We start from the raw sequence: 20,883 nt of genomic DNA, 5'->3' as shown, positions 1-20,883 counted from the left end.
GCACCGCGCCACAGGCGTAGGGGCCGCGCGTCCCCCGATGCGCGGGGGGCCAAGTCTCCGCGACCTTGTCAAAACGGAATCTGACATGACCCGCATCTCGCTTTATGGCGTCGCCGCCATGGCCATCGTCGTGGTGGCCTCCAACATCCTCGTCCAGCATCCGATCGGCACATGGCTGACATGGGGTGCCTTCACCTATCCGCTGGCCTTCCTCGTCTCGGACATCGTCAACCGTCTGGAAGGCCCCGCCGCCGCCCGCCGCGTGGTCTATGCGGGTTTCGTCACGGGCCTTGCCTGCTCGGCCATCGGCACGCAGATCATGGGCGAATTCGGTCCGCTCGTCACAATCCGCGTGGCGCTGGGCTCGGGCCTCGCCTTCCTCTGCGCGCAACTGCTGGACATCTTCGTCTTCGACCGCCTGCGCCGCGCCGCATGGTGGAAGGCGCCCTTCATCTCCACCTTCCTCGGCTCCACCCTCGACACCGTGATCTTCTTCACGCTGGCCTTCTCGATGACCTTCGCCTTCCTCGAACCCGCCAACGACGTGTCATGGGCCGCCGAAACCATGCCCCTTCTGGGCTTTGGTCCCGCCGTTCCCTTCTGGGTCTCGCTGGGCTTCGCCGACTGGCTGGTCAAGATCGCGGTGGACGTGGTGGCGCTGCTGCCCTTCCGTCTGGCCATCCGCCGCTTTGCCACAAGGGTAGCGTAAAAGGCTTTGACAAACACAAAATCTGTGCCACGCTACCTCTATCGGTAACCCATCGAAAGGAGGTGATCCAGTGTCTAGAGCTACATTGGAGAGAGGTGTCGGGACAGTCCGGAGGCGTGTTTTCTGAGGGCAGCCCCTCAGCCAGACAGACCACCTGATTGGGCTTGAAACCTAACTGGCCCATCTCCTTGGATCTCGGAAAGGGTCGCCGCGCAGGCGACCCTTTCTCTTGCGGACCCCGCCCATGCTGCACATCACCGAAACCCTCGCCATCGCCGATTGGGAACTGACCGAACAGTTCATCCGCGCCTCCGGTCCCGGCGGGCAGAACGTGAACAAGGTCTCCACCGCGGTCGAATTGCGGTTCGAGGCCGCGCGCTCCCCCCACCTGTCCGACCCCGTGAAATCCCGCCTCAAACGCCTTGCCGGCCGCCGCTGGACGACCGAAGGCGCCATCGTCATCCAGGTCGACGAAACGCGCAGCCAGGCCCGCAACCGCGAGATCGCGCGCGACCGTCTGGCCGACCTGATCCGTCAGGCCCTCGTCACCCCGAAACGCCGCATCGCCACCAAGCCGACGCTGGGCAGCCAGCGCCGCCGCCTCGCCGCCAAATCGGTAAGGGGAGAGGTCAAGTCCCTGCGCGGCAAGGTGGACGGCGACGATGACTGACGAAGCCCGCGCCGCCGCCGCGCTATGGGGCGCGACCCATGTCCGCCTGATCCTCGCCCGCGAAAACGCCGTCCACGAAATCGCCCTGCCCGACGGTACCCGCGCCGCCCTGCGCCTGCACCGCATCGGCTACCAGACGCAGGCATCCATCGCCTCGGAACTCTGGTGGTGCAGCGAACTCGCCGCGCTGGGCCTGCCGGTTGCGACCCCCGTCGAATCCCGCGCGGGCAACCTGCTCGAACCCCTCGCCACCGGCCGCCTCGCCAGCGTCGTGCGCTGGATCGACGGCACGCCCCTTGGCACGGCGGGTGTGCCCTTTCCCGAACCCGTCGCCATCCAGACCGACCGACACTTCCGCCTCGGCCAACTGCTGCGCCGTCTGCACACCGCCAGCGACGGCCTGACCCTGCCCGCCACCTTCACCCGCCCCCGATGGGATGCCGGGGGTCTGGTGGGCGAGGCCCCCTTCTGGGGCCGCTTCTGGGACCATCCGCGCGCTGCGTATGTACAACGTGCGGTACTGCTTGCGGCACGGGATGCGGTACGGTTGCATCTGGACCGCACCAATCCCCCCATCGGCCTGATCCACGCCGATGTCCTGCGCGAAAACGTCCTGTTTTCCGAAAGTTACCCCGCCCTGATCGATTTCGACGACAGCGGCTTCGGCTACCGCCTCTACGACCTCGGAACCGTCCTGTCCCAGAACCAATACGAACCCGCCCGCGACGAATTGCGCGATGCGCTGATGGCCGGATACGGCACGCAAGACGTTGAAAGCGTGGAACTTTTCACGATGGCGCGCACCCTTGCCTCGGTCGGCTGGACGATGCCGCGCCTTGCCCCCGACGACCCGATCCACATCAGCCACCTCGCCCGCGCCGAAATGGTCGCCCGCCGGATCATGGCGTGATTTCAGACAGTTACATCCATCGCCGCCTGCTCGCCCACGCCGAACACCCGCTTGTACCGCGCGATCTCGTCCTTGGGCCCCATCGCCTTGTTCGGGTTGTCCGACAGCTTCACCGTAGGCCGCCCGTTGGCTGACACCGCCTTGCATACCAGACTGAACGGCGCCAGCCGGTCGCCTGCCAAGCCCCTGAAATCATTGGTCAACATCGTGCCCCAGCCGAAGGACACCTTGACCCGCCCGCGGAACTGACGGTGCAATTCCTCGATCTTCTCCACATCCAGACCGTCGGAAAAGATCACCAGCTTCTGCGCCGGATCCTCGCCCCGCGACGTCCACCAGCGGATCGCCGTCTCGGCCCCCGCCGCCGGATCGCCCGAATCGATGCGGATACCCGTCCACGTGGTTAACCAGTCCGGCGCCTTCCGCAGGAAACCTTCGGTGCCATAGGTATCGGGCAGGATGATCCGCAGGTTTCCGTCATGTTCCTCGTGCCAGTCGGCCAGCACCTGATAGGGCGCCTGCGCCAGGGCCTCGTCATCCTCCGCCAGCGCGGAATAGACCATGGGCAATTCATGCGCGTTGGTCCCGATCGCCTCGATATCCCGTTTCATCGCGATGCGGCAGTTCGAGGTGCCGGTGAACTTTGCCCCCAACCCCTCCTGCATCGCCTGCACGCACCAGTCCTGCCACAGGAAGGAATGCCGCCGCCGTGTGCCGAAATCGGCAATCCGCAGGTTTTCCAGTGACTTCAGCCGCTCGATCTTCTCCCACAGCCGCGTCATCGCGCGGGCATAGAGGATTTGCAGCTCGAACTTCCCCATCCCCTTCAGCACGGCCCGCGACCGCAATTCCATCAGCACGGCCAGCGCGGGAATCTCCCACAGCATGACCTCGGGCCAACTCCCCTCGAAGGTTAGCTCGTATTGCCCGTCGCGCTTTTCCAGATGATAGGGCGGCAGGCGCAGCCCCTCGAACCACTCCATGAAATCGGGGCGGAACATCTGGCGCTTGCCATAGAACATGTTCCCGCGCAGCCATGTGCTTTCGCCCCGCGACAGCGACAGCGACCGCACATGATCCAGTTGCTCGCGCAGCTCTCCTTCGTCGATCAGGTCGGCCAGCCGAACCTCGGCCGTCCGGTTGATGAGAGAGAAGGTCACCGTCGTCTCCGGCTTGTTGCGGAAAATCGACTGGCACATCAGCAGCTTGTAAAAGTCGGTGTCGATCAGGGACCGGACGATCGGGTCGATCTTCCAGTTGTGATTGTGCACGCGCGTGGCGATATCGACCAAATCAATCCTCCAGCGCGACGCCTGCCGCGCGCATCTGGGCCGTCATGGCCGCCATCGACCCGCCAAGGTCGATCCCGCGGCAGGCCCCCAGCAGGACCGTCGCCCGATAGCCCAACCGCGCCGCGTCCAGCGCCGAATAGGCGACGCAGAAATCCGTGGCCAGTCCAACGAAGGTGACGCCCGTCACCCCCCGCGCGCGCAGGTAACCATCCAGTCCCGTCGTCGTGCTACGGTCATTCTCGAAAAAGGCGGAATAGCTGTCGATCGCGGGGCGGAATCCCTTGCGGATCACCAGTTGGGCGGGATCGGTGCGCAAGTCGGGGTGAAATTCAGCGCCCGCTGTGCCCTGGATGCAATGGTCCGGCCACAGGGTCTGCGGTCCGTAAGACATTGTTAACGTCTCGAACGGCGCCTTGCCCGCGTGGTTCGACGCGAATGAGGAATGGTTGGCCGGATGCCAGTCCTGCGTCAGGACCGTGACGACGAAGTCATCCATCAACCCGTTGATCCGGTTGATGATTTTGTCCCCCTCTGCCACGGCCAGCGCACCGCCGGGACAGAAATCGTTCTGGACGTCGATCACGATCAGGGCTTCGGTCGCGGCACGCATCGGGAACCTCACGGCTTGGTGACTGGCCCTGCGTAGGAAACCCCCGCCCCTGCGTCAATGGGAACGGCTTGAAAACAGGGGAAAACAGGTGCATCCCCGCCCCATGCTGACCGTCGCCGCGCTTTACCACTTCACCCGCTTCCCCGATCCCGCCGCCCTGCGCGGGCCGCTTCTGGACTGTGCCGTGGGGCATGGGGTGAAGGGCTCGCTCCTGCTGGCTGCCGAGGGGATCAACGGCACCATCGCCGGAACCCGCGCGGGGATTGACGCGGTGCTGGCCCATATCCGCGCCCTTCCGGGTTGTGACGGGCTGGAGTGGAAGGAAAGCCCCGCCGCCACCATGCCCTTCGGCAAGATGAAGGTGAAACTGAAGCGCGAGATCGTGACGATGGGCCAGCCCGACGTCGACCCCCGCGCGCAGGTCGGCCATTACGTCGCCCCGCAGGAGTGGAACGCGCTGATCGCCTCACCCGATGTCGCGGTGATCGACACCCGCAATGACTACGAAGTTGCCATCGGCACCTTCGAAGGGGCCATCGACCCGAAAACGCGCAGCTTCTCCGAATTCCCCGCATGGTGGGAACAGAACCGCGACCGTTTCCACAACAAGCGGATCGCCATGTTCTGCACCGGCGGCATCCGCTGCGAGAAGTCGACGAATTTCCTTCTGCAACAAGGGGTTGAAGAGGTATACCACCTCAAGGGTGGCATCCTGAAATATCTCGAGGAGGTGCCCGCCGACCAATCCCTGTGGCAGGGCGAATGCTTCGTCTTCGACCAGCGCGTGTCGGTCGGCCACGGTCTGGTGCAGGGCCAGATGACGACCTGCGGCGCCTGCCGCCGCCCCGTCACCCCCGAGCAGCGCCGCGATCCGGCATTCGAGGATGGCGTCTGCTGTCCCGCCTGCACCGGTGAATATACCGAAGCGGACCGCGCCCGCTTCCGCGAACGCCAACGGCAGATGGAACTGGCCAAGGCGCGGGGAGAGCCGCACCTCGGCGCCTGATCCGGCCTAGCGCAGTCGCGCACCGCTTTCGGAAAAGACCAGCGCGTCTTTCGCGTCGAAGCCCACCCCGATCTGCGCGCCGGTGGCGGGAATGACATCCCCCTTCGCCTCGATCACCAGCTTCTCGCCTGTGGGTGCGGTGACATGGATATAGGACACACCCCCCAGCGCCTCGGTCATCTCCACCCGATGCGTGGTCCCGTCGATGACCTGAAGGTGCTGCGGACGCAGTCCGATCTCCACCTTCGCCCCCGCGCCGGGCAGGGCCACCCCGGTCGTCACGGTCGCTGCCAGACCCGCCGCCGCGACACGACCCGCGCCTTCGACCGTGCCGGAAACGAAGTTCATCGCGGGGCTTCCGATGAAGCCCGCGACAAAGCGGTTGTCGGGGTCGTGATACAGGTCCAGCGGTTTGCCCACCTGTTCCACCTTGCCCTTGCGCAGCACGACGATCTTGTCGGCCAGCGTCATCGCCTCGACCTGGTCATGGGTCACGTAGATCATGGTCGCGCCGATCTCGCGGTGAAGGCGCGCGATTTCGGCCCGCATCTCGACCCGCAACTCGGCATCCAGATTGGACAGCGGCTCGTCGAAGAGAAACACCTCCGGCCCCCGCACGATGGCCCGCCCGATCGCCACCCGCTGCCGCTGCCCGCCTGACAGGGCCTTGGGCTTGCGCGCGAGCAAGTCTTCCAGCTTCAGGATGCGCGCCGCCTCGGCCACCTTGCGGTCGATCTCGGCCCTGGGATGGCCCGTCATCTTCAGGCCAAAGCCCATGTTTTCCGCCACCGTCATGTGGGGGTAGAGAGCGTAGGTCTGGAAAACCATCGCCACGCCGCGTTCCGACGGGTCGGCCTTCGTGACATCCCGCGCGCCGATGCGGATCGCCCCTTCGGACGTTTCCTCCAACCCCGCCACCATCCGCAGCAGCGTGGACTTCCCGCAGCCCGACGGGCCGACAAAGACACAGAATTCGCCATCCTCGATCACCAGATCGACCCCGTGGATGACCTGCGCCTCGCCAAAGCGTTTGACGACCTTCTGAAGCACGACGCCTGACATGACCGTTTCCTCCCTGAAATTCCCTTAGGCCTGTTCCGGAAAGCGCCAGCTTTCCGCCTCGGCCGCGATTTGTGCTGCTGTCTGCTTGATGCGGGCCGCCCCCGAATCGAGGTCGGCCAGAGTGGTCCGGCTGGTGGTCGAGGTGACGGACAAGGCGCCGATCACCCGCCCCGTGCGTGACAGGATCGGCACGGCACAGCAGATGATTCCCGGCTCGTGCTCCTCGCGGTCATAGGCATGGCCGCGGGCACGGATGGCCTGCAATTCGGCCTTCAACTTCTCGGGCGTGTCCAGCGTATGATCGGTGAAGCGGTGGAAGCTCTGCCGCTGGATCGCGCGCTCCAGTTCGTCCTCGGACAGATAGGCCAGCATCGCCTTGCCCACCCCCGTGCAATAGGCGGGCCCCACCTTGCCGGCCTGCGCGAACATCTCGACAGGCTTCGCCGCGTTGCGCTTGTCCACATACAGGACCTGCCCGTTATCCATCTGGGCAAGGTGGATCGTCTCGCCCGTTTCGGCAGACAATTCATCAAGATAGGGCCGCGCCAGCGGGGCCAGCGATGATGTCGCCCATGCCGCATGGGCCAGCCGCACCAGCCGCACGCCGAGGGCATAGGTCTGCCGGTCCGGATCATAGGCCAGCATCCCCTGATGGGTCAGCGTCTGGATCAGGCGATACAGCGTGGCCTTGGGATATTCGGACCGCGCCAGCAGGTCGGTGAACCGCACAGGGCGGCCCACAGCCGCGACCATGTCGAGCACATCCAGCGCCTTGCCCACCGTCCCGTCACCCTGATCCGCCGCCATCGCCTTCCCTCGCGTCGCTGTTGACAGCCTAGACGATACGCACCATAGTTTTCAATATTCAAGACTAAGTTTCACATAATGGAACCACAAGGGAGGAAACCGATGGTCCGTTACGCGAAGGGCGCAATGGCGCTGACGGCGGCTTTGCTGCTGTCCACGGCGGCAGTGGCGCAGGACAAGCGTGTCCTGAAGTACAATGCCGACTACGACCCGATTCCGCTGGCCGCGATGGAAGCGCTGATTGCCGATTTCGAGGCTGCGAACCCCGACATCGACGTGCAGCTCAACAATTTCGATCACGAAGGCTACAAGACCGCGATCCGCAACTTCCTGACGGCGGATGCCCCTGATCTGGCGAACTGGTACGCCGGCAACCGGATGGCCCCCTTTGTCAACGCGGGCCAGTTCATGGACGTCACCGATGTGTGGGAGGCCAACGGCCTGAACGACGCGCTGGCCTCGGCCAAGGCGTCGATGACCATCGACGGCAAGCAGTGGGGCGTGCCCTACACCTACTACCAATGGGGCATCTATTTTAACCGCGACGCCTACAAGGCGGCCGGTCTGGAAGCCCCCGATGGTGGCGTGACCTGGGAGCAGTTCCTTAAGAATTGCGAGGCGTTCAAGGCCGCAGGTATCGACTGCGTCACCACGGGCTCCAAGGCGCTGTGGCCGGTTGCGGGCATCTTCGACTACCTGTCGCTGCGTACCAACGGTTATGAATGGCACATGGACCTGACCGCCGGGAAAATCGCCTGGACGGACGAGTCGGTGAAAAAGGTCTTTGCCGAATTCGCCAAGCTCCAGCCCTATGTCACGGCGAACCACGCCGCGATCGACTGGCAGGATGCCGCAGCGCTTCTGGTGCAGGGCAAGGCCGCGAACTACGTCATGGGCAACTTCGCCGTCGGCACCTTCAAGGAAGGCGGCATGACGAACGACAATTTGGGCTTCATGGTCTTCCCGGAAATCACCCCCGGCATCCCGCGCGCGGAAGAGGCGCCGACGGATACCATCCATATCCCGGCAGGTGCGCAGAACGTGGACGATGCCAAGAAGTTCCTTGCCTTCGTCGCCTCGGCCGATGCCCAGACCAAGCTGAACGCCGCGCTGGGCCAGTTGCCGACGAACAAGAACTCCACCGTCGCCGCGGATGATCCCTTCATCTCGGCAGGCTTCGAATCGCTGTCCTCGGCCTATGCGCTGGCGCAGTTCTTCGACCGTGACGCGCCCGCCGAAATGGCGAAGGCCGGCATGGAAGGCTTCCAGGAGTTCCTCGTGAAGCCCGAAAACCTCGACGCGATCCTCGAGCGGCTCGAGTCCGTCCGCCAGCGGGTCTACCAATAACCTCCCAGCGGGCGCGTCCCCCTCAGGGTCGCGCCCGTTTACTCCAGCCCCGGGGCGTTATCTGTCCCGGGGCCTTTCACCACGGAATTCCGCATCGAGGTTGGCATGTCGTCACGGTCTTTCAACCAGCGCAGCCTCGCGCCTTGGCTGTTCCTTGCGCCCGGCCTTTTGATGTTCCTTGTCTACGTCATCTGGCCGATCGGAGAGAGCCTGCTTCTGTCGCTGTACGACTGGGACGGGCTCTACAACCGCGAGGGCGAATTCACCGGTCGCTTCGTCGGTCTGGGCAATTTCCAGGAACTCTGGTCCGACCCTGCATTCGTCACCTCGCTCGTCAACAACGTGCTCTGGCTCGGGCTTTATCTGCTGGCGGTTCCGGCAGGGCTGTTGATCGCGATCTTCCTGAACCAGAGCGTGCGGGGCATCCGGCTTTACAAGTCGCTGTTCTTCTTTCCCTTCGTGATTTCGCAGGTCGTCGTCGGCCTGATCTTCTCGTGGTTCTACGCCCCCGATTTCGGCCTGTTCTACAACCTGATCGAGGCCGTCACCGGTACGGGTGTCGCCATCCTTGCCGAAGAGAAATACGTCACCTACGGCATCATCGCGGCAGGGCTCTGGCCGCAGATCGCCTATGTGATGATCCTGTATCTGACCGGCCTGAACAACGTGGCCCCCGATCAGGTCGAGGCCGCGCGTCTGGACGGGGCCAAGGGGTGGCGAATGCTGTGGTACGTGATCCTGCCGCAACTGCGGCCTGCCACCTTCATCGCGGTGGTCGTCACGGTCATCGGCGCGCTGCGGTCTTTCGACCTTGTCTCGGTCATGACGTCGGGCGGACCGTTCGGGTCAAGCCGCGTGCTGTCCTTCTACATGTATGAGCAGGCGCTCAGCGAATATGGCTATCGCATGGGCTATGGCGCGGCCATCGCCGTGGTGCTGTTTGCCATCATGATGGTCTTCATTTCGGGCTTCATCTGGAAGATGTGGCGCGACGAAACGGAGCGGTAAGATGTTTCCCCGTCCCATCGAACAAACCGCCCCCGCCATGCAGGTGATGTACAAGATCGCCCTGCCTGCCGCGCTGATCCTGTGGTTGTTGCCGCTGCTGGGCGTGGCTGTCACCTCGGTCCGTCCGGCCTCGGATCTGGCGCAGGGCAACTATTTCGGCATGCCCTCCTACCTCGCCTTCGAGAACTACGCCGATGTGTTCCGCAACACGCCGATGGGGCGGTATATCCTGAACAGCTTCATCGTCACGATCCCCACGGTGATCGGCGCGGTGGCGCTGTCGTTGATGACGGGCTTCGCGCTGGCGGTCTATCGCTTCAGGGGCAACCTGATCCTGTTCTTCATGTTCGTGGCGGGCAATTTCGTGCCCTTCCAGATCCTGATGGTCCCCGTGCGCGACCTGACGCTGAATCTGGGGATGTACAACAGCTATCACGGGCTGGCGCTGTTCCACATCGCCTTCCAGACGGGGTTCTGCACGCTGTTCATGCGGAATTTCATCAAGGCACTGCCGTATGAGCTGATCGAGGCCGCGCGTGTCGAAGGCGTGGCCGAGTGGCGCATCTTCTGGTTCATCGTGCTGCCCCTGATGCGGCCCGCCATCGCGGCGCTGTCTGTGCTGGTCTTCACCTTCATCTGGAACGACTTTTTCTGGGCCACCGTCCTGACCTCCAGCCCCGAGGCGCAGCCGATCACGGCGGGTCTGTCGTCGCTGAACGGGCAATGGGTGGCGGCATGGCATCTGGTGTCAGCGGGGTCGATCCTTGCCGCGCTGCCGCCGGTGCTGATGTTCTTCCTGATGCAGAAGCATTTCATCGCGGGCCTGACGCTGGGGGCTGTGAAGTGACGGAATACCGACTCGACGCCGGAACGGGGGCCACGGCGCAGACGATCGCGCTCACCACGGATGGCGGAATTCCGCAGGTCATCTGGTGGGGCGCCGCCCTGCCCGCGGCCGAGGATCTGGCACAGCTTGCCGCCGCCGGACGGCATGACCTGACGGGCGGGATGCTGGACGCGCTGCCCGCACTTTCGCTGTGTCCCGAGGCGGGGCGGGCCTTTCAGGGGCAGGCGGGGCTGGTGCTGGCCACGGCAGAGGGCGCGCCGCTGCTGCCCGCCTTCGCCTTCGACCGGGCAGAGCAAGAGCGGGGCCTTCTGCGCCTTGTCAGCATGGCCGAGGGGTTGCGGCTGACGCACGAATTCCGCGCCTATCCGACCGGCGTGATCGGGATGCGGACGATGCTGGAGTCAACACAGCCTGTCCGTCTCCACTGGCTGGCCGCGCCGGTGCTGCCTGCGCCGCAGGACGGGGATATCATCGATATCCACGGCAAGTGGACGCGGGAATTCCACCTGAATCGCTTGGCATGGACCCCTGGCGCGCGCCTGCGCGAGGCGCGGACGGGCCGGTCGGGGCACGAACATCCGCCCTATGCCCTGTTCGCGGGAAACGGGGCGACCAATACGCAGGGCGAGGTGCGGGCGCTGCATTACGCATGGTCGGGCGGGCATCGTATGGTGGCCGAGGAATTGCCCGACGGTCGCCGTCAGGTGCAATTCGGCAACCCGTGGGGGGCCGAGGTGCAGGCCGCGACGCGGTTCGAAACCGCCGAGTTGCTGGCCGCCTATTCCGCGGCAGGGCTGAACGGGATCGGCATCACCCTGCAACGCGACCTGCGCGACCGTGTCGTTACATGGCCCGATCCGGCCCGTCCGCGCCCTGTGCATTACAACTGCTGGGAAGCGATCTATTTCGACCACAAGCTTGCCGATCTTGCCGCCATCGCGGACCGCGCCGCCGATATGGGGGCAGAGCGTTTCGTTCTGGACGACGGCTGGTTCGGGCGGCGGGATGACGACACGACCAGCCTTGGCGACTGGTCGGTGGACCGTCGCAAATGGCCGGACGGGCTGCATCCGCTGATCGCGCATGTCCACAAACTGGGCATGACCTTCGGTCTGTGGTTCGAGCCGGAAATGGTGAACCCCGACAGCGACCTGATGCGCGCCCATCCGGACTGGATGCTCGGCCCTGCCGATCAGGTGGCGGGGCGCAACCAGATGGTGCTGGACCTGTCGCGGGCAGAGGTGCGCGAATACCTGTTCAACGCGATTTCCGAAATCCTTGGCGAATACGACATCGATTACATCAAGTGGGACCATAACCGCCTGTTGCCGGTCGTGGATGCGGCCCAGACGCGGGGTATCTACGAATTGCTGGGGGCTCTGCGAAAGGCCCATCCGGCGGTCGAGATCGAAAGCTGCGCCAGCGGGGGCGGGCGGATCGACGCCGGTATCCTTGCCCATACGCAGCGCGTCTGGCTGTCCGACAGCATCGACGGGATCGAGCGGTTGCGCATGCAGCATGACGCGGCGCTCTTCCTGCCTGCCGCCGTGACGGGCAGCCATGTCGGCGCGCGGCGCAGCCATACGGCAGGTCGGGTGCTGCCCATGTCTTTCCGTGCGTGGGTCGCGGCGCAGCGGCATTTCGGGTTCGAGATGGACCTGCGCCACCTGCCGGACGACGAGGCTGCCACGCTGAAATCCGTCACCGCATGGTGGAAGGCCAATCGCGGCTGGATGATGGCGGGCGATATCCACCGCATCGACAGCGACGATCCCGCCGTGGTGGCCGAGGTGCAGGTGGCGCGCGACGGCGGGCGCTTTGTCCTATTCGCGGGGCAGGAGGAAACGAGCGTGCAGATCCTGCCGCGCCCCCTGCGGCTGGCGGGGCTGGAGCCGGACGCCACCTATCGCGTTCGTCTGGTGAATCCGGACGATGCCCCGCCGCAGTCGCGGGGTCCGAATGCGCTCAAATCCGGGGACTTGACGCTGTCGGGGCGTGCGCTCATGCAGCGCGGGCTTTTGCTGCCGGTGGCATGGCCCGCGACGATGTGGGTGGTCGAGGGCGAGCGGGTCCGGCAGGCGTAGGGGAAGGTTTTGGCCATGAAGACCGAATGGATCGCAGTCGACTGGGGCACCACGAACCTGCGGGCCTGGGCGATGGGGGCGGAGGGTGTTCTGGACCATGCCGCCTCCGAGGATGGCATGGGGCGTCTGGACCGCGACGGTTTCGAACCGGCGCTGTTGCGGCTGGTCGGTCCGTGGTTGCAGGCCGGTCGGGTGACCGATGTCGTCGCCTGCGGGATGGTGGGCAGTCGTCAGGGCTGGCACGAGGCGCCCTATCGCGCGGTGCCCTGCGCGCCGCTGGATGCGGCAGCGACGGTGGCGGTGCCGACGCGCGACGGGCGCATCTCGGTCCGGCTGGTGCCGGGGTTGAAACAGTCCGCGCCCGCCGATGTGATGCGCGGGGAAGAGACGCAGGTGGCTGGGGTTCTTGCACTGAACCGCAGCTTCGACGGGGTGATCTGCCTGCCCGGCACCCATTCGAAATGGGCCCATGTCAGCGCGGGCGAGGTGGTGTCCTTCCAGACCTTCATGACGGGCGAGATGTTCGCGCTTCTGTCCCAAGGGTCGGTCCTGCGTCACGGCATGGCGGCGGGCGGCTGGGACGAGGCGGCCTTCGACACGGCGCTGTCCGAGGCGCTGTCGCGGCCGGAACGGCTGGGCGCCAAGTTGTTTTCCATCAGGGCCGAGGGGTTGATTGCTGGGCTGCCATCGGCCGCGGCGCGGGCGCGGTTGTCGGGTCTGCTGATCGGGGTCGAACTGGCGGCGGCGCGGCCCTACTGGCTGGGTCAGGCGGTGACTGTGGTGGGGTCCGAGGGGCTGGCGGCATCCTATGCGCGTGCCTTGCGGGCGCAGGGGGTAGAGCCGCGCGTGGTATCGGGCACCGATGCCGTTCTGGCGGGTCTGGTCGTGGCACGGGCAAGGGTGACGGCATGACGGCACAGCGCAACATCATCGCCATCCTGCGGGGCATCACCCCGCCCGAGGCCGTGCCGGTGGCCGAGGCGCTGGTCAAGGCGGGGATCACCACGATCGAGGTGCCGCTGAACAGCCCGCATCCGGTGACGTCGATTGCCGCAATGGCCAAGGCATTGGGACATCATGCGGTGATCGGGGCGGGGACCGTGCTGACCGTCGCCGATGTGGCCGAAGTGGCCGAGGCGGGGGGGCGGTTGATCGTGTCGCCCAATTGCGACCCGGAGGTCATCGCCGCGACCAAGGCGCGGGGGCTGCAAAGCTGGCCGGGGGTGATGACGCCCACGGAATGCTTCGCCGCGCTGAAGGCCGGAGCGGATGGGTTGAAGATCTTTCCGGCCAGCCTGATCGGGCCGGACGGGGTAAAAGCCATCCGTGCGGTGCTGCCCAAGGGCTGTCAGGTTTATGCCGTGGGCGGCGCGGGGCCCGATAACTTTGCCCAGTGGATCAAGGCCGGGGCGGATGGTTTCGGCATCGGCACCGCGCTTTACACGCCGGGACTTTCGGTGGCCGAGGTGGCGGAACGGGCGGCGCGGATCGTGGCGGCCTATGACGGGGCGGTGGGATGATTTTCGACAATCGCATCTGCGAACTGGGTGAGGGGGCGTTCTGGCACCCGATCCGGCGGCAGGTCTTCTGGTTTGATATCCTTGGGAAAAAGCTGCACTCGGTCGAGGATGGCGAGGCGCGGACGTGGTCCTTTGTCGAGCTGGTCTCGGCCGCCGGATGGGTCAGCCGCGACATCCTGCTGATTGCCGGAGAGCGGGACCTTTTCCTGTTCGATCTGGAGACGGAAGAGATCGAAAGTCTGGCCGAGCTCGAGGCCGACGATCCCGGCACGCGGTCGAATGACGGGCGGGCCGACCGGCAGGGCGGGTTCTGGATCGGGACGATGGGCAAGCGGGGCGGGAATGATCCCGGGCGCGGGTCGATCTGGCGGTGGTATCGGGGCGAGATGCGGCGGCTGTTTTCGGGGCTGACGATTCCCAATTCCATCTGCTTCACACCGGACGGGAAATTTGCCCATTTCTCGGACACGCTGACCCACCGCATCATGCGGGTGGCGCTGGATGCCCACGGCTGGCCCGTGGGCGCGCCGGAGGTGTTCGTGGATTTGAGCGCGGAGGGTATACTGCCCGATGGCGCCACGGTGGATGCCGAGGGCAACCTGTGGAACGCGCAATGGGGGGCTGGGCGGGTGGCCTGTTACGGCCCCGACGGGCGGTTCCTCAGGGCGGTGGCGATGGGGGCCACGCAGACCTCTTGCCCCGCTTTCGGGGGCGAGGGGATGGCGACGCTGTTCTGCACCACCGCGCATGAGGGGATGGATGTCGCCGCCCGCGCGGCCGACCCCGAAGCGGGAAAGACCTTTGCAGTCCAAGGCATTGGCCGGGGACTGCCCGAACCACAGGTGATCTTGTGAAACGCACGCTGGGCGTCTGCTACTATCCCGAACACTGGCCCGAGGCGCAATGGGCCGAAGATGCCGCGCGCATGGCGGGGCTGGGTCTGACATGGGTGCGGATCGGGGAATTCGCGTGGAGCCGGATGGAGCCTGAGCCGGGCCGGTTCGACTGGGATTGGCTGGATCGCGCCATCGACACGCTGGGCAAGGCGGGGTTGAAGGTGGTGCTGGGCACGCCCACCGCGACGCCGCCGCGCTGGATGCTGGAGCGGCATCCCGACATGCTGGCGGTGGACGCGCAAGGCAGGCCGCGCGGGTTCGGATCGCGGCGGCATTACTGTTTTTCGCATCGCGGCTATCGTGCTGAGAGTGCGCGGATCGTCACGGAACTGGCGCGGCGTTATGGGCGGATTCCTCATGTCGCGGCGTGGCAGACGGACAATGAATATGGCTGCCACGATACGGTGCTGAGCTATTCGGACGCTGCGCGGGATGCCTTCCGCGAATGGCTGGCGCGGCGGTATCAAAGCCCGCAGGCGTTGAACCGTGCTTGGGGCAACGTGTTCTGGTCGATGGAATATTCCAGCTTTGACGAGATCGGCCTGCCCAACCTGACCGTGACCGAGGCGAACCCGTCGCATGTCATGGCCTTCCGCCGCTTTGCCAGTGACGAGGTGGCGGAATACAACCGCATCCAGACGCAGATCATCCGCAGATTCTCGGACGCGCCGATTGCCCATAACTATATGGGCCGCATCACGGAATTCGACCATTTCGCGGTGGGGGCGGATCTGGATATCGCAACGTGGGATGCCTATCCGCTGGGCTTCCTGTCCGACCGGCTGGAGGTTTCGCCGGAACACAAACGGCGCTTCGTGCGGCAGGGGGATCCGGATTTCCAAGCGTTCCACCATGACCTGTACCGCGCCGTGGGGCGGGGGCGGTGGTGGATCATGGAACAGCAGCCGGGGCCGGTGAACTGGGCCCCGTGGAATGCCGATCCGCTGCCCGGGATGGCGCGGCTCTGGGCGTGGGAGGCCTTCGCGCATGGGGCAGAGGCGGTGTGCTATTTCCGCTGGCGGCAGGCGCCTTTCGCGCAGGAACAGATGCATGCAGGCTTGTTGAGGCCGGACAGCGCGCCCGCGCAAGCCTTTGAAGAGGCAGGCGAAGTCGCGCGGGAACTGGCGGCGATGCCGGATGTCGGCACGGCGCGGGCGGATGTGGCGGTGGTCTTCGACTATGCCAGCGCCTGGGCCTGGGCCACGCAGCCGCAGGGGCGGGATTTCGACTATTTCCGGCTGGTCTTTGCCTTTTATCGCGGGCTGCGGCGGCTGGGGTTGAACGTGGATATTCTGCCGCCGGATGTGGCGGACCTGTCGGGGTATCGGCTGGTTCTGGCGCCCGGTGTGGCGACCTTGTCGGAGGCCTTCCTTGGGGCGTTGAAGGCGTATCGGGGGGCCGCGCTGATCGGGCCGCGCAGCAATGCCAAGACGGTGGAGTTCGCGACGCCCGTCCCGCTGCCGCCCAATCTGCCGGGGCTGGAGGCCGTGGTGGCGCGGGTGGAAAGCCTGCCGCCGGATGTGCCCGTGCCGCTGGAGGGCGGGGGTAACCTGTTGCACTGGCGCGAGAAAATGGACGGCCCCGCCGAGGTGGTGGAGCGGGCGACGGATGGTTGGCCTGCGCTGCTGCGGGCGGGGGGGCTGCATTATCTGGCCGGTTGGCCGGACGAGGTGGCGATGGACCGGATACTGTCGGCTCTCTGCGCTGCGCAGGGGATTTCCGTCGAGGTGCTGCCCGAGGGGCTGCGGCGGCGGGATACCGATACGCACCGCTTCTGGTTCAATTACAACCCCGTTCCGGTGGAATGGGGCGGGGTGGTGATCCCGCCCGCCGGGGTGCATTGGGAGCGGCTTTAGCGCAATTCCACCACGCCCGAGACGGTGACGAAGGCGACCCCGTTGGGGCCGAGCGTGAGGGTGTCCCCCTCCAGCACAGCGGCGAGCGAGGGGCCGGTCAGGGTGCCGAGACCGGTCAGGCGCAGCACCGTCGCGGCGGGGGCGAGGTTGAAGAAACAGGCCAGATCATTGCCGCGCTGGAAGCCGAAGACGGGGTCGGGCAGGTCGACAAAGCGGGTGCGTCCCTGCCGGAGCGCGGCTGTCTCGCGGCGGTAACCAATCATTAACCTGTAAAAATTCAGAACGGAATCAGGGTCTTGCAACTGATCCGCCACGTTGCGGGCCAGTTGCGGGGGTTTCACGGGCAGCCAAGGGGTGCCCGTGGTGAAGCCGCCATTGGCACTCCCGTCCCAGACCATGGGTGTGCGGGTGTTGTCGCGCCCCACCGGTTCGGGCCAGAAGGCGATGCCCTGCGGATCGGTCAGTTCGTGGAAGTCGAGGTCGGTGTTGGTCTGTCCCAGCTCCTCGCCCTGCCAGAGGCAGATGGAGCCTTCGAGCGACAGGATCAGGGCCGCGGCCTGTTTGGCCAGCGCATCGGGCGAGGCGCCATGCGCGGCCCAGCGGGTGACGTGGCGCGGCACGTCATGGTTCGAGAAGGCCCACATCGGCCAGCCGTCTGGCGCGCCGGCGAAGAAATCCTCGACCTTCTGGCGGAAGAGGGCGGGGGTGTAGTCGGGCCCCATCATCTCGAAGCTGTAGCACTGGTGCAGGCGGCGCGGGCCGGTGTAGTCGCCCATCAGGCGGATGGCGTGGTGGCTGTCGCCCACTTCGCCCACCGAGGCCCGCGCGTCATAGCTGTCGAGCAGGCTGCGGATGCGTTCCATCCAGCCTGTCGTTTCGGGGCGGTTCTTGTCGAAGAGGTGATACTGCATCTCGTACGGGTTGGCGTCGGGTCGGGTTTTTTCGCGGATGTCGGCGGGATTGTCGCGCAATTGCGGGTCGTGGAAGAAATAGTTGGCGGTGTCGAAGCGGAATCCGTCCACGCCGCGGTCGAGCCAGAAGCGCATGTTGGCGAGGTGCCAGTCCTGCACGGCTGGATTGTGGAAGTTGAAGTCGGGCTGTTCTGACAGGAAGTTGTGAAGATAGTACTGCTTGCGCCGTGCGTCCCATGTCCATGCGCTGCCCCCGAAGACGGAGAGCCAGTTGGTGGGGGGCGTGCCGTCCTTGCGGGGGTCGGCCCAGACGAACCAGTCGGCGCGGGGATTGTCCCGGCTGGCGCGGCTTTCGGTGAAGAAGGGGTGCTGGTCCGAGCAGTGGCTAAGCACTTGGTCGATAATGATTTTCAGGCCAAGGTCATGGGCGCGGGCGATCAGGGTGTCGAAGTCGGCCAAGGTGCCGAAGCTGGGGTCGATATCGGTGTAATCGGACACGTCATAGCCCATGTCGCGCATGGGCGAGGTGAAGATGGGCGAGAGCCAGACCGCATCGACGCCGAGGTCCGCGATATGGGGCAGGCGGGCGGTTATGCCGTTGATATCGCCCAGACCGTCCCCGTTCGAGTCCTGGAAACTGCGGGGATAGACCTGATAGGTGACGGCCCCTTTCCACCAATCCTGCGAGGACATGCGCTCTCCTGACCTGTTTTGCCGGAGGAGCGTATCGGTGTTCGGGGGGCGGATACAGGGTGTACCGATGGTTGTGCCGCGCACTGTGCCGCAAACTGTACATACGCAGCGCACGGTTGGTCAGGAAACGGGCAAGGACCGGACGGGCGGATAGGGGCAGTGCGGGGCGTGACGGGTCCGGACCGGCGCGGCGGGGGACGCCGCCGGGGGTTTGACACCCCCGGACCCCCGTCGGGTATTTGGGCCGAGATGAAGGGGCGGGGGGATTGTCTGCATCACAAATCTGCATTTGACCTTGGCAGGCGGCGGGCAGAGAAGGATCGGGCGACAGAAAGGTTTGCCCCATGACGACCAAGGCCCCGCTGATTACCCCCGTTCTGATTGCGGGCTGTGTCGTGCTGATGCTGGGCTTTGCCATCCGCGCGAGTTTCGGGGTGTTCCAGATCCCCATTGCCGAGGAGTTCGGCTGGGCGCGGGCGGAATTCTCGTTGGCGATTGCGGTGCAGAACCTGGCCTGGGGGATCGGGCAGCCGCTGTTCGGGGCGGTGGCGGAGCGGTTCGGGGACAGGAAGGCGATCGTTGCGGGCGCGCTGATGTATGCGGCGGGGCTGGTGCTGTCGGCCTGGGCGATCACGCCGGGGCAGATGCAGCTGCTGGAGATCCTCGTGGGGTTCGGGATCGCGGGGACGGGGTTCGGCGTGGTGCTGGCCATCGTGGGGCGTGCGGCGAGTGCGGAGAACCGGTCGATGGCGCTGGGCATTGCCACGGCGGCGGGGTCGGCGGGGCAGGTGATCGGCGCGCCTGTGGCGGAGTTCCTGTTGCAGTCCTATAGCTGGCAGGAAGTGTTCCTGATCTTTGCCGTGGTCATCCTGTCGTCGCTCTTCGCGCTGCCCTTCATCCGGTCGCCCAAGGTGGCGAGCAAGGCGGAGCTGGAGGAAAGCATGGGGGTGGTGCTGAAGCGGGCGTTCCGCGACCCGTCCTATACGCTGATCTTCCTTGGCTTCTTTTCCTGCGGCTATCAGCTGGCCTTCATCACGGCGCATTTTCCGGCCTTTGTGACCGAGCTGTGCGGGCCCATCGATCCGGGCGGGATGATCGCGGGCATGGGGATCACCACGACGAGCGCGCTGGGGGCGGTGTCGATTGCCACCATCGGGCTGTTCAACATCGTGGGCACGATCACGGCGGGGTGGCTGGGCAAGCGGTATACGAAGAAATACCTGCTGGCGGGGATCTATACGGGGCGGACGGTGGCGGCGGCGGTGTTCATCCTGTTGCCCATCACGCCCGAGAGCGTGCTGGTGTTTTCGGCGGTGATGGGGGCGCTGTGGCTGGCCACTGTGCCGCTGACGAGCGGTTTGGTCGCGCATCTGTACGGGCTGCGCTATATGGGCACGCTCTATGGCGTGGTGTTCCTGAGCCACCAGATCGGCGGGTTCCTTGGCGTGTGGCTGGGGGGGATGATGTATGACATCACCGGCGGCTATACGCTGGTCTGGTGGATCGGGGTCGGGGTCGGGGCGTTTTCGGCCATCGTGCATCTGCCGGTGCGCGAAAGCCGGGGGCCGGTGGCGGCGGCGGCGGCCTAGGGTCCGGTCGGCGTCACGATCAGGATGTCGAGGTCGCGGTCGGGGGTGAAGTCTTTGGCCCGCATCTCGAACGTGGTGGCGCCGGTCTTTTCGATCCCGTCGATGCAGAGCGAGATGACGTTTTCCGGCGCGCCCTTGTCCAGCGTTAGGCGGAAGTCGCCGATGGGGCCGGCCCATGAATTGGCGGTGCGCAGGACATAGGCCAGCGTATAGGCGATGCCGTAGCCGTCGGTCGGGGCAAGGCGTTTGGCGATGGCGCGCGAGGTGCCGTCGTCGATGCAGTAGCGCGCGGCGTAATCCTGCGCCCAGTCGTCCACCGGCGGGTGCTGCCAGCCGAAGATGCCGCCCGGCGGGTGGTTTTCGTAGTCATGCACAACGTCCAGCGTGGCATTGGCGGGGAAGGTCTGGGTCCAGTGGTAGCGGATCACCACGGACCAGAGCGGCCATGCCTCGGGCGGGAAGCCCTGCGCGGGGTCGCCTTCGTAGAAATCGGCCATACCTTCGGATTTCAGTTCGGCCTGCGCTTCGGGCGGCAGGGCGAGGAGGAGGGTGGCGATTTCGGCGGTGTCGAGCGAGAGGGGGATGCCGTGGCGGGCGAGGGCGGCGGTCACGTCGCGGCCGGGGGTGTCGTAGTGTTCGGCGGCGGGGCGGTTCTCGTCATAGGGCGGTTCGATCACGGCGATGCGGTCGATGCGCGGGGTGACGGGCTGGCCCGCGACGGTGGCGGTGAAGCCCACGATGTTGTCGCGGTCGGCGCCCATGTTGAAATCCGAGGACATCAGGAACTGGAGCGAGATCGGGGGGAGGGGGAAGATCACCTCGCCCGTGACGTCCTGTGCGGTCAGGTTGCGGAAGGTATAGGCCACGCGGATGCGGTCGAGGCCGATGAAGAGATCCTCGCGTTCCATCGCGATGGCGTCGGTCTGCGCGAAGGTGAGGCCGGTGGCGGAGAGGCCGCCGAAGCCGTCATTCGCGAGGGCGGGGGTGGCGAGGAGGAGGGAGGCGAGCAGGGCGCGGAACATGGGACACTCCGGAACGGGACGGGGCAGTGTTGCCCCGACGGGGG

At 65.7% G+C, this 20,883-nt stretch carries 19 protein-coding genes; 13 read left to right on the top strand and 6 right to left on the bottom strand.

Annotated elements, in window-relative coordinates; all coding sequences use genetic code 11:
• The first annotated feature begins 85 nt into the window (after positions 1–85).
• The 3 genes from GU927_RS14960 to GU927_RS14950 all read left to right on the top strand — a co-directional run bounded on the left by GU927_RS14960 (position 86) and on the right by GU927_RS14950 (position 2,289).
• On the top strand, positions 86–709 hold the full coding sequence (locus tag GU927_RS14960; protein WP_161763255.1) for a queuosine precursor transporter: 624 nt from the start codon (positions 86–88) through the stop codon (positions 707–709).
• A gap of 244 nt (positions 710–953) precedes the next feature.
• Complete coding sequence (arfB, locus tag GU927_RS14955) at positions 954–1,379, top strand: alternative ribosome rescue aminoacyl-tRNA hydrolase ArfB (RefSeq protein WP_161763253.1); 426 nt, start codon at positions 954–956, stop codon at positions 1,377–1,379.
• Positions 1,372–2,289 carry a phosphotransferase enzyme family protein gene (locus GU927_RS14950; RefSeq protein WP_161763252.1) on the top strand — a complete coding sequence of 306 codons (918 nt, stop codon included), beginning with the start codon at positions 1,372–1,374 and terminating at the stop codon, positions 2,287–2,289. The genes arfB and GU927_RS14950 overlap by 8 nt, the downstream gene beginning before the upstream one ends.
• 2 nt (positions 2,290–2,291) lie before the next feature.
• On the opposite strand, the gene pncB is transcribed toward GU927_RS14950, so the two are convergent.
• Positions 2,292–3,581 carry a nicotinate phosphoribosyltransferase gene (gene pncB / locus GU927_RS14945; RefSeq protein ID WP_161763251.1) on the bottom strand — a complete coding sequence of 430 codons (1,290 nt, stop codon included), beginning with the start codon at positions 3,579–3,581 and terminating at the stop codon, positions 2,292–2,294.
• Between the two features lies 1 nt (position 3,582).
• On the bottom strand, positions 3,583–4,191 hold the full coding sequence (gene pncA / locus GU927_RS14940; RefSeq protein WP_161763250.1) for a bifunctional nicotinamidase/pyrazinamidase: 609 nt from the start codon (positions 4,189–4,191) through the stop codon (positions 3,583–3,585).
• 103 nt (positions 4,192–4,294) lie between these two features.
• On the opposite strand from pncA, the gene trhO reads away from it, so the two are divergent.
• Positions 4,295–5,197, top strand: coding sequence for an oxygen-dependent tRNA uridine(34) hydroxylase TrhO (trhO, locus tag GU927_RS14935; RefSeq protein ID WP_161763330.1), 903 nt, complete (start codon positions 4,295–4,297; stop codon positions 5,195–5,197).
• Positions 5,198–5,203: 6 nt separating this feature from the next.
• Here the strand turns inward: trhO and GU927_RS14930 are convergent, their stop codons facing one another.
• Complete coding sequence (locus tag GU927_RS14930; protein WP_161763249.1) at positions 5,204–6,259, bottom strand: ABC transporter ATP-binding protein; 1,056 nt, start codon at positions 6,257–6,259, stop codon at positions 5,204–5,206.
• A gap of 24 nt (positions 6,260–6,283) precedes the next feature.
• On the bottom strand, positions 6,284–7,066 hold the full coding sequence (locus GU927_RS14925; RefSeq protein WP_161763248.1) for an IclR family transcriptional regulator: 783 nt from the start codon (positions 7,064–7,066) through the stop codon (positions 6,284–6,286).
• Positions 7,067–7,168: 102 nt separating this feature from the next.
• Here GU927_RS14925 and GU927_RS14920 point away from each other — a divergent pair, with 102 nt between their 5' ends.
• The 8 genes from GU927_RS14920 to GU927_RS14885 all read left to right on the top strand — a co-directional run bounded on the left by GU927_RS14920 (position 7,169) and on the right by GU927_RS14885 (position 16,624).
• Positions 7,169–8,413 carry an ABC transporter substrate-binding protein gene (locus GU927_RS14920; RefSeq protein ID WP_161763246.1) on the top strand — a complete coding sequence of 415 codons (1,245 nt, stop codon included), beginning with the start codon at positions 7,169–7,171 and terminating at the stop codon, positions 8,411–8,413.
• Positions 8,414–8,518: 105 nt separating this feature from the next.
• Positions 8,519–9,421, top strand: coding sequence for a carbohydrate ABC transporter permease (locus GU927_RS14915; RefSeq protein ID WP_217765686.1), 903 nt, complete (start codon positions 8,519–8,521; stop codon positions 9,419–9,421).
• A 1-nt stretch (position 9,422) separates the two neighbouring features.
• A complete protein-coding gene (locus GU927_RS14910; RefSeq protein WP_161763244.1) occupies positions 9,423–10,268 on the top strand; it encodes a carbohydrate ABC transporter permease in 846 nt (281 codons plus the stop codon).
• A complete protein-coding gene (locus tag GU927_RS14905; protein WP_161763243.1) occupies positions 10,265–12,352 on the top strand; it encodes an alpha-galactosidase in 2,088 nt (695 codons plus the stop codon). Before GU927_RS14910 ends, GU927_RS14905 begins: the two co-directional genes overlap by 4 nt.
• 15 nt (positions 12,353–12,367) lie before the next feature.
• Positions 12,368–13,264 (top strand): 2-dehydro-3-deoxygalactonokinase, encoded by an 897-nt coding sequence (locus GU927_RS14900; protein WP_161763241.1) that lies wholly within the window; start codon positions 12,368–12,370, stop codon positions 13,262–13,264.
• Complete coding sequence (locus GU927_RS14895) at positions 13,261–13,872, top strand: 2-dehydro-3-deoxy-6-phosphogalactonate aldolase (RefSeq protein WP_161763240.1); 612 nt, start codon at positions 13,261–13,263, stop codon at positions 13,870–13,872. Before GU927_RS14900 ends, GU927_RS14895 begins: the two co-directional genes overlap by 4 nt.
• Positions 13,869–14,726, top strand: coding sequence for an SMP-30/gluconolactonase/LRE family protein (locus GU927_RS14890; protein ID WP_161763239.1), 858 nt, complete (start codon positions 13,869–13,871; stop codon positions 14,724–14,726). The genes GU927_RS14895 and GU927_RS14890 overlap by 4 nt, the downstream gene beginning before the upstream one ends.
• Positions 14,723–16,624 carry a beta-galactosidase gene (locus GU927_RS14885; protein WP_161763237.1) on the top strand — a complete coding sequence of 634 codons (1,902 nt, stop codon included), beginning with the start codon at positions 14,723–14,725 and terminating at the stop codon, positions 16,622–16,624. Before GU927_RS14890 ends, GU927_RS14885 begins: the two co-directional genes overlap by 4 nt.
• On the opposite strand, the gene GU927_RS14880 is transcribed toward GU927_RS14885, so the two are convergent.
• The gene (locus tag GU927_RS14880; RefSeq protein ID WP_161763236.1) at positions 16,621–18,228 is read right to left on the bottom strand and encodes an alpha-amylase family glycosyl hydrolase; all 1,608 of its coding nucleotides are present in this window, start codon (positions 18,226–18,228) and stop codon (positions 16,621–16,623) included. The two genes, GU927_RS14885 and GU927_RS14880, sit on opposite strands and share 4 nt — an antisense overlap.
• Before the next feature lie 344 nt (positions 18,229–18,572).
• On the opposite strand from GU927_RS14880, the gene GU927_RS14875 reads away from it, so the two are divergent.
• Entirely contained in the window at positions 18,573–19,817 is a 1,245-nt protein-coding gene (locus GU927_RS14875; RefSeq protein WP_161763235.1) for an MFS transporter, read from the top strand.
• Here GU927_RS14875 and GU927_RS14870 read toward each other — a convergent pair.
• The gene (locus tag GU927_RS14870) at positions 19,814–20,839 is read right to left on the bottom strand and encodes a DUF4424 family protein (RefSeq protein WP_161763233.1); all 1,026 of its coding nucleotides are present in this window, start codon (positions 20,837–20,839) and stop codon (positions 19,814–19,816) included. The two genes, GU927_RS14875 and GU927_RS14870, sit on opposite strands and share 4 nt — an antisense overlap.
• Between the last annotated feature and the right edge of the window lie 44 nt (positions 20,840–20,883).

Source organism: Paragemmobacter amnigenus, from assembly GCF_009908265.2.
GTDB lineage: Bacteria > Pseudomonadota > Alphaproteobacteria > Rhodobacterales > Rhodobacteraceae > Paragemmobacter > Paragemmobacter amnigenus.
The sequence above is the reverse complement of the archived record's forward strand: the minus strand, read 5'-3'. Positions and strand labels throughout refer to the sequence as shown.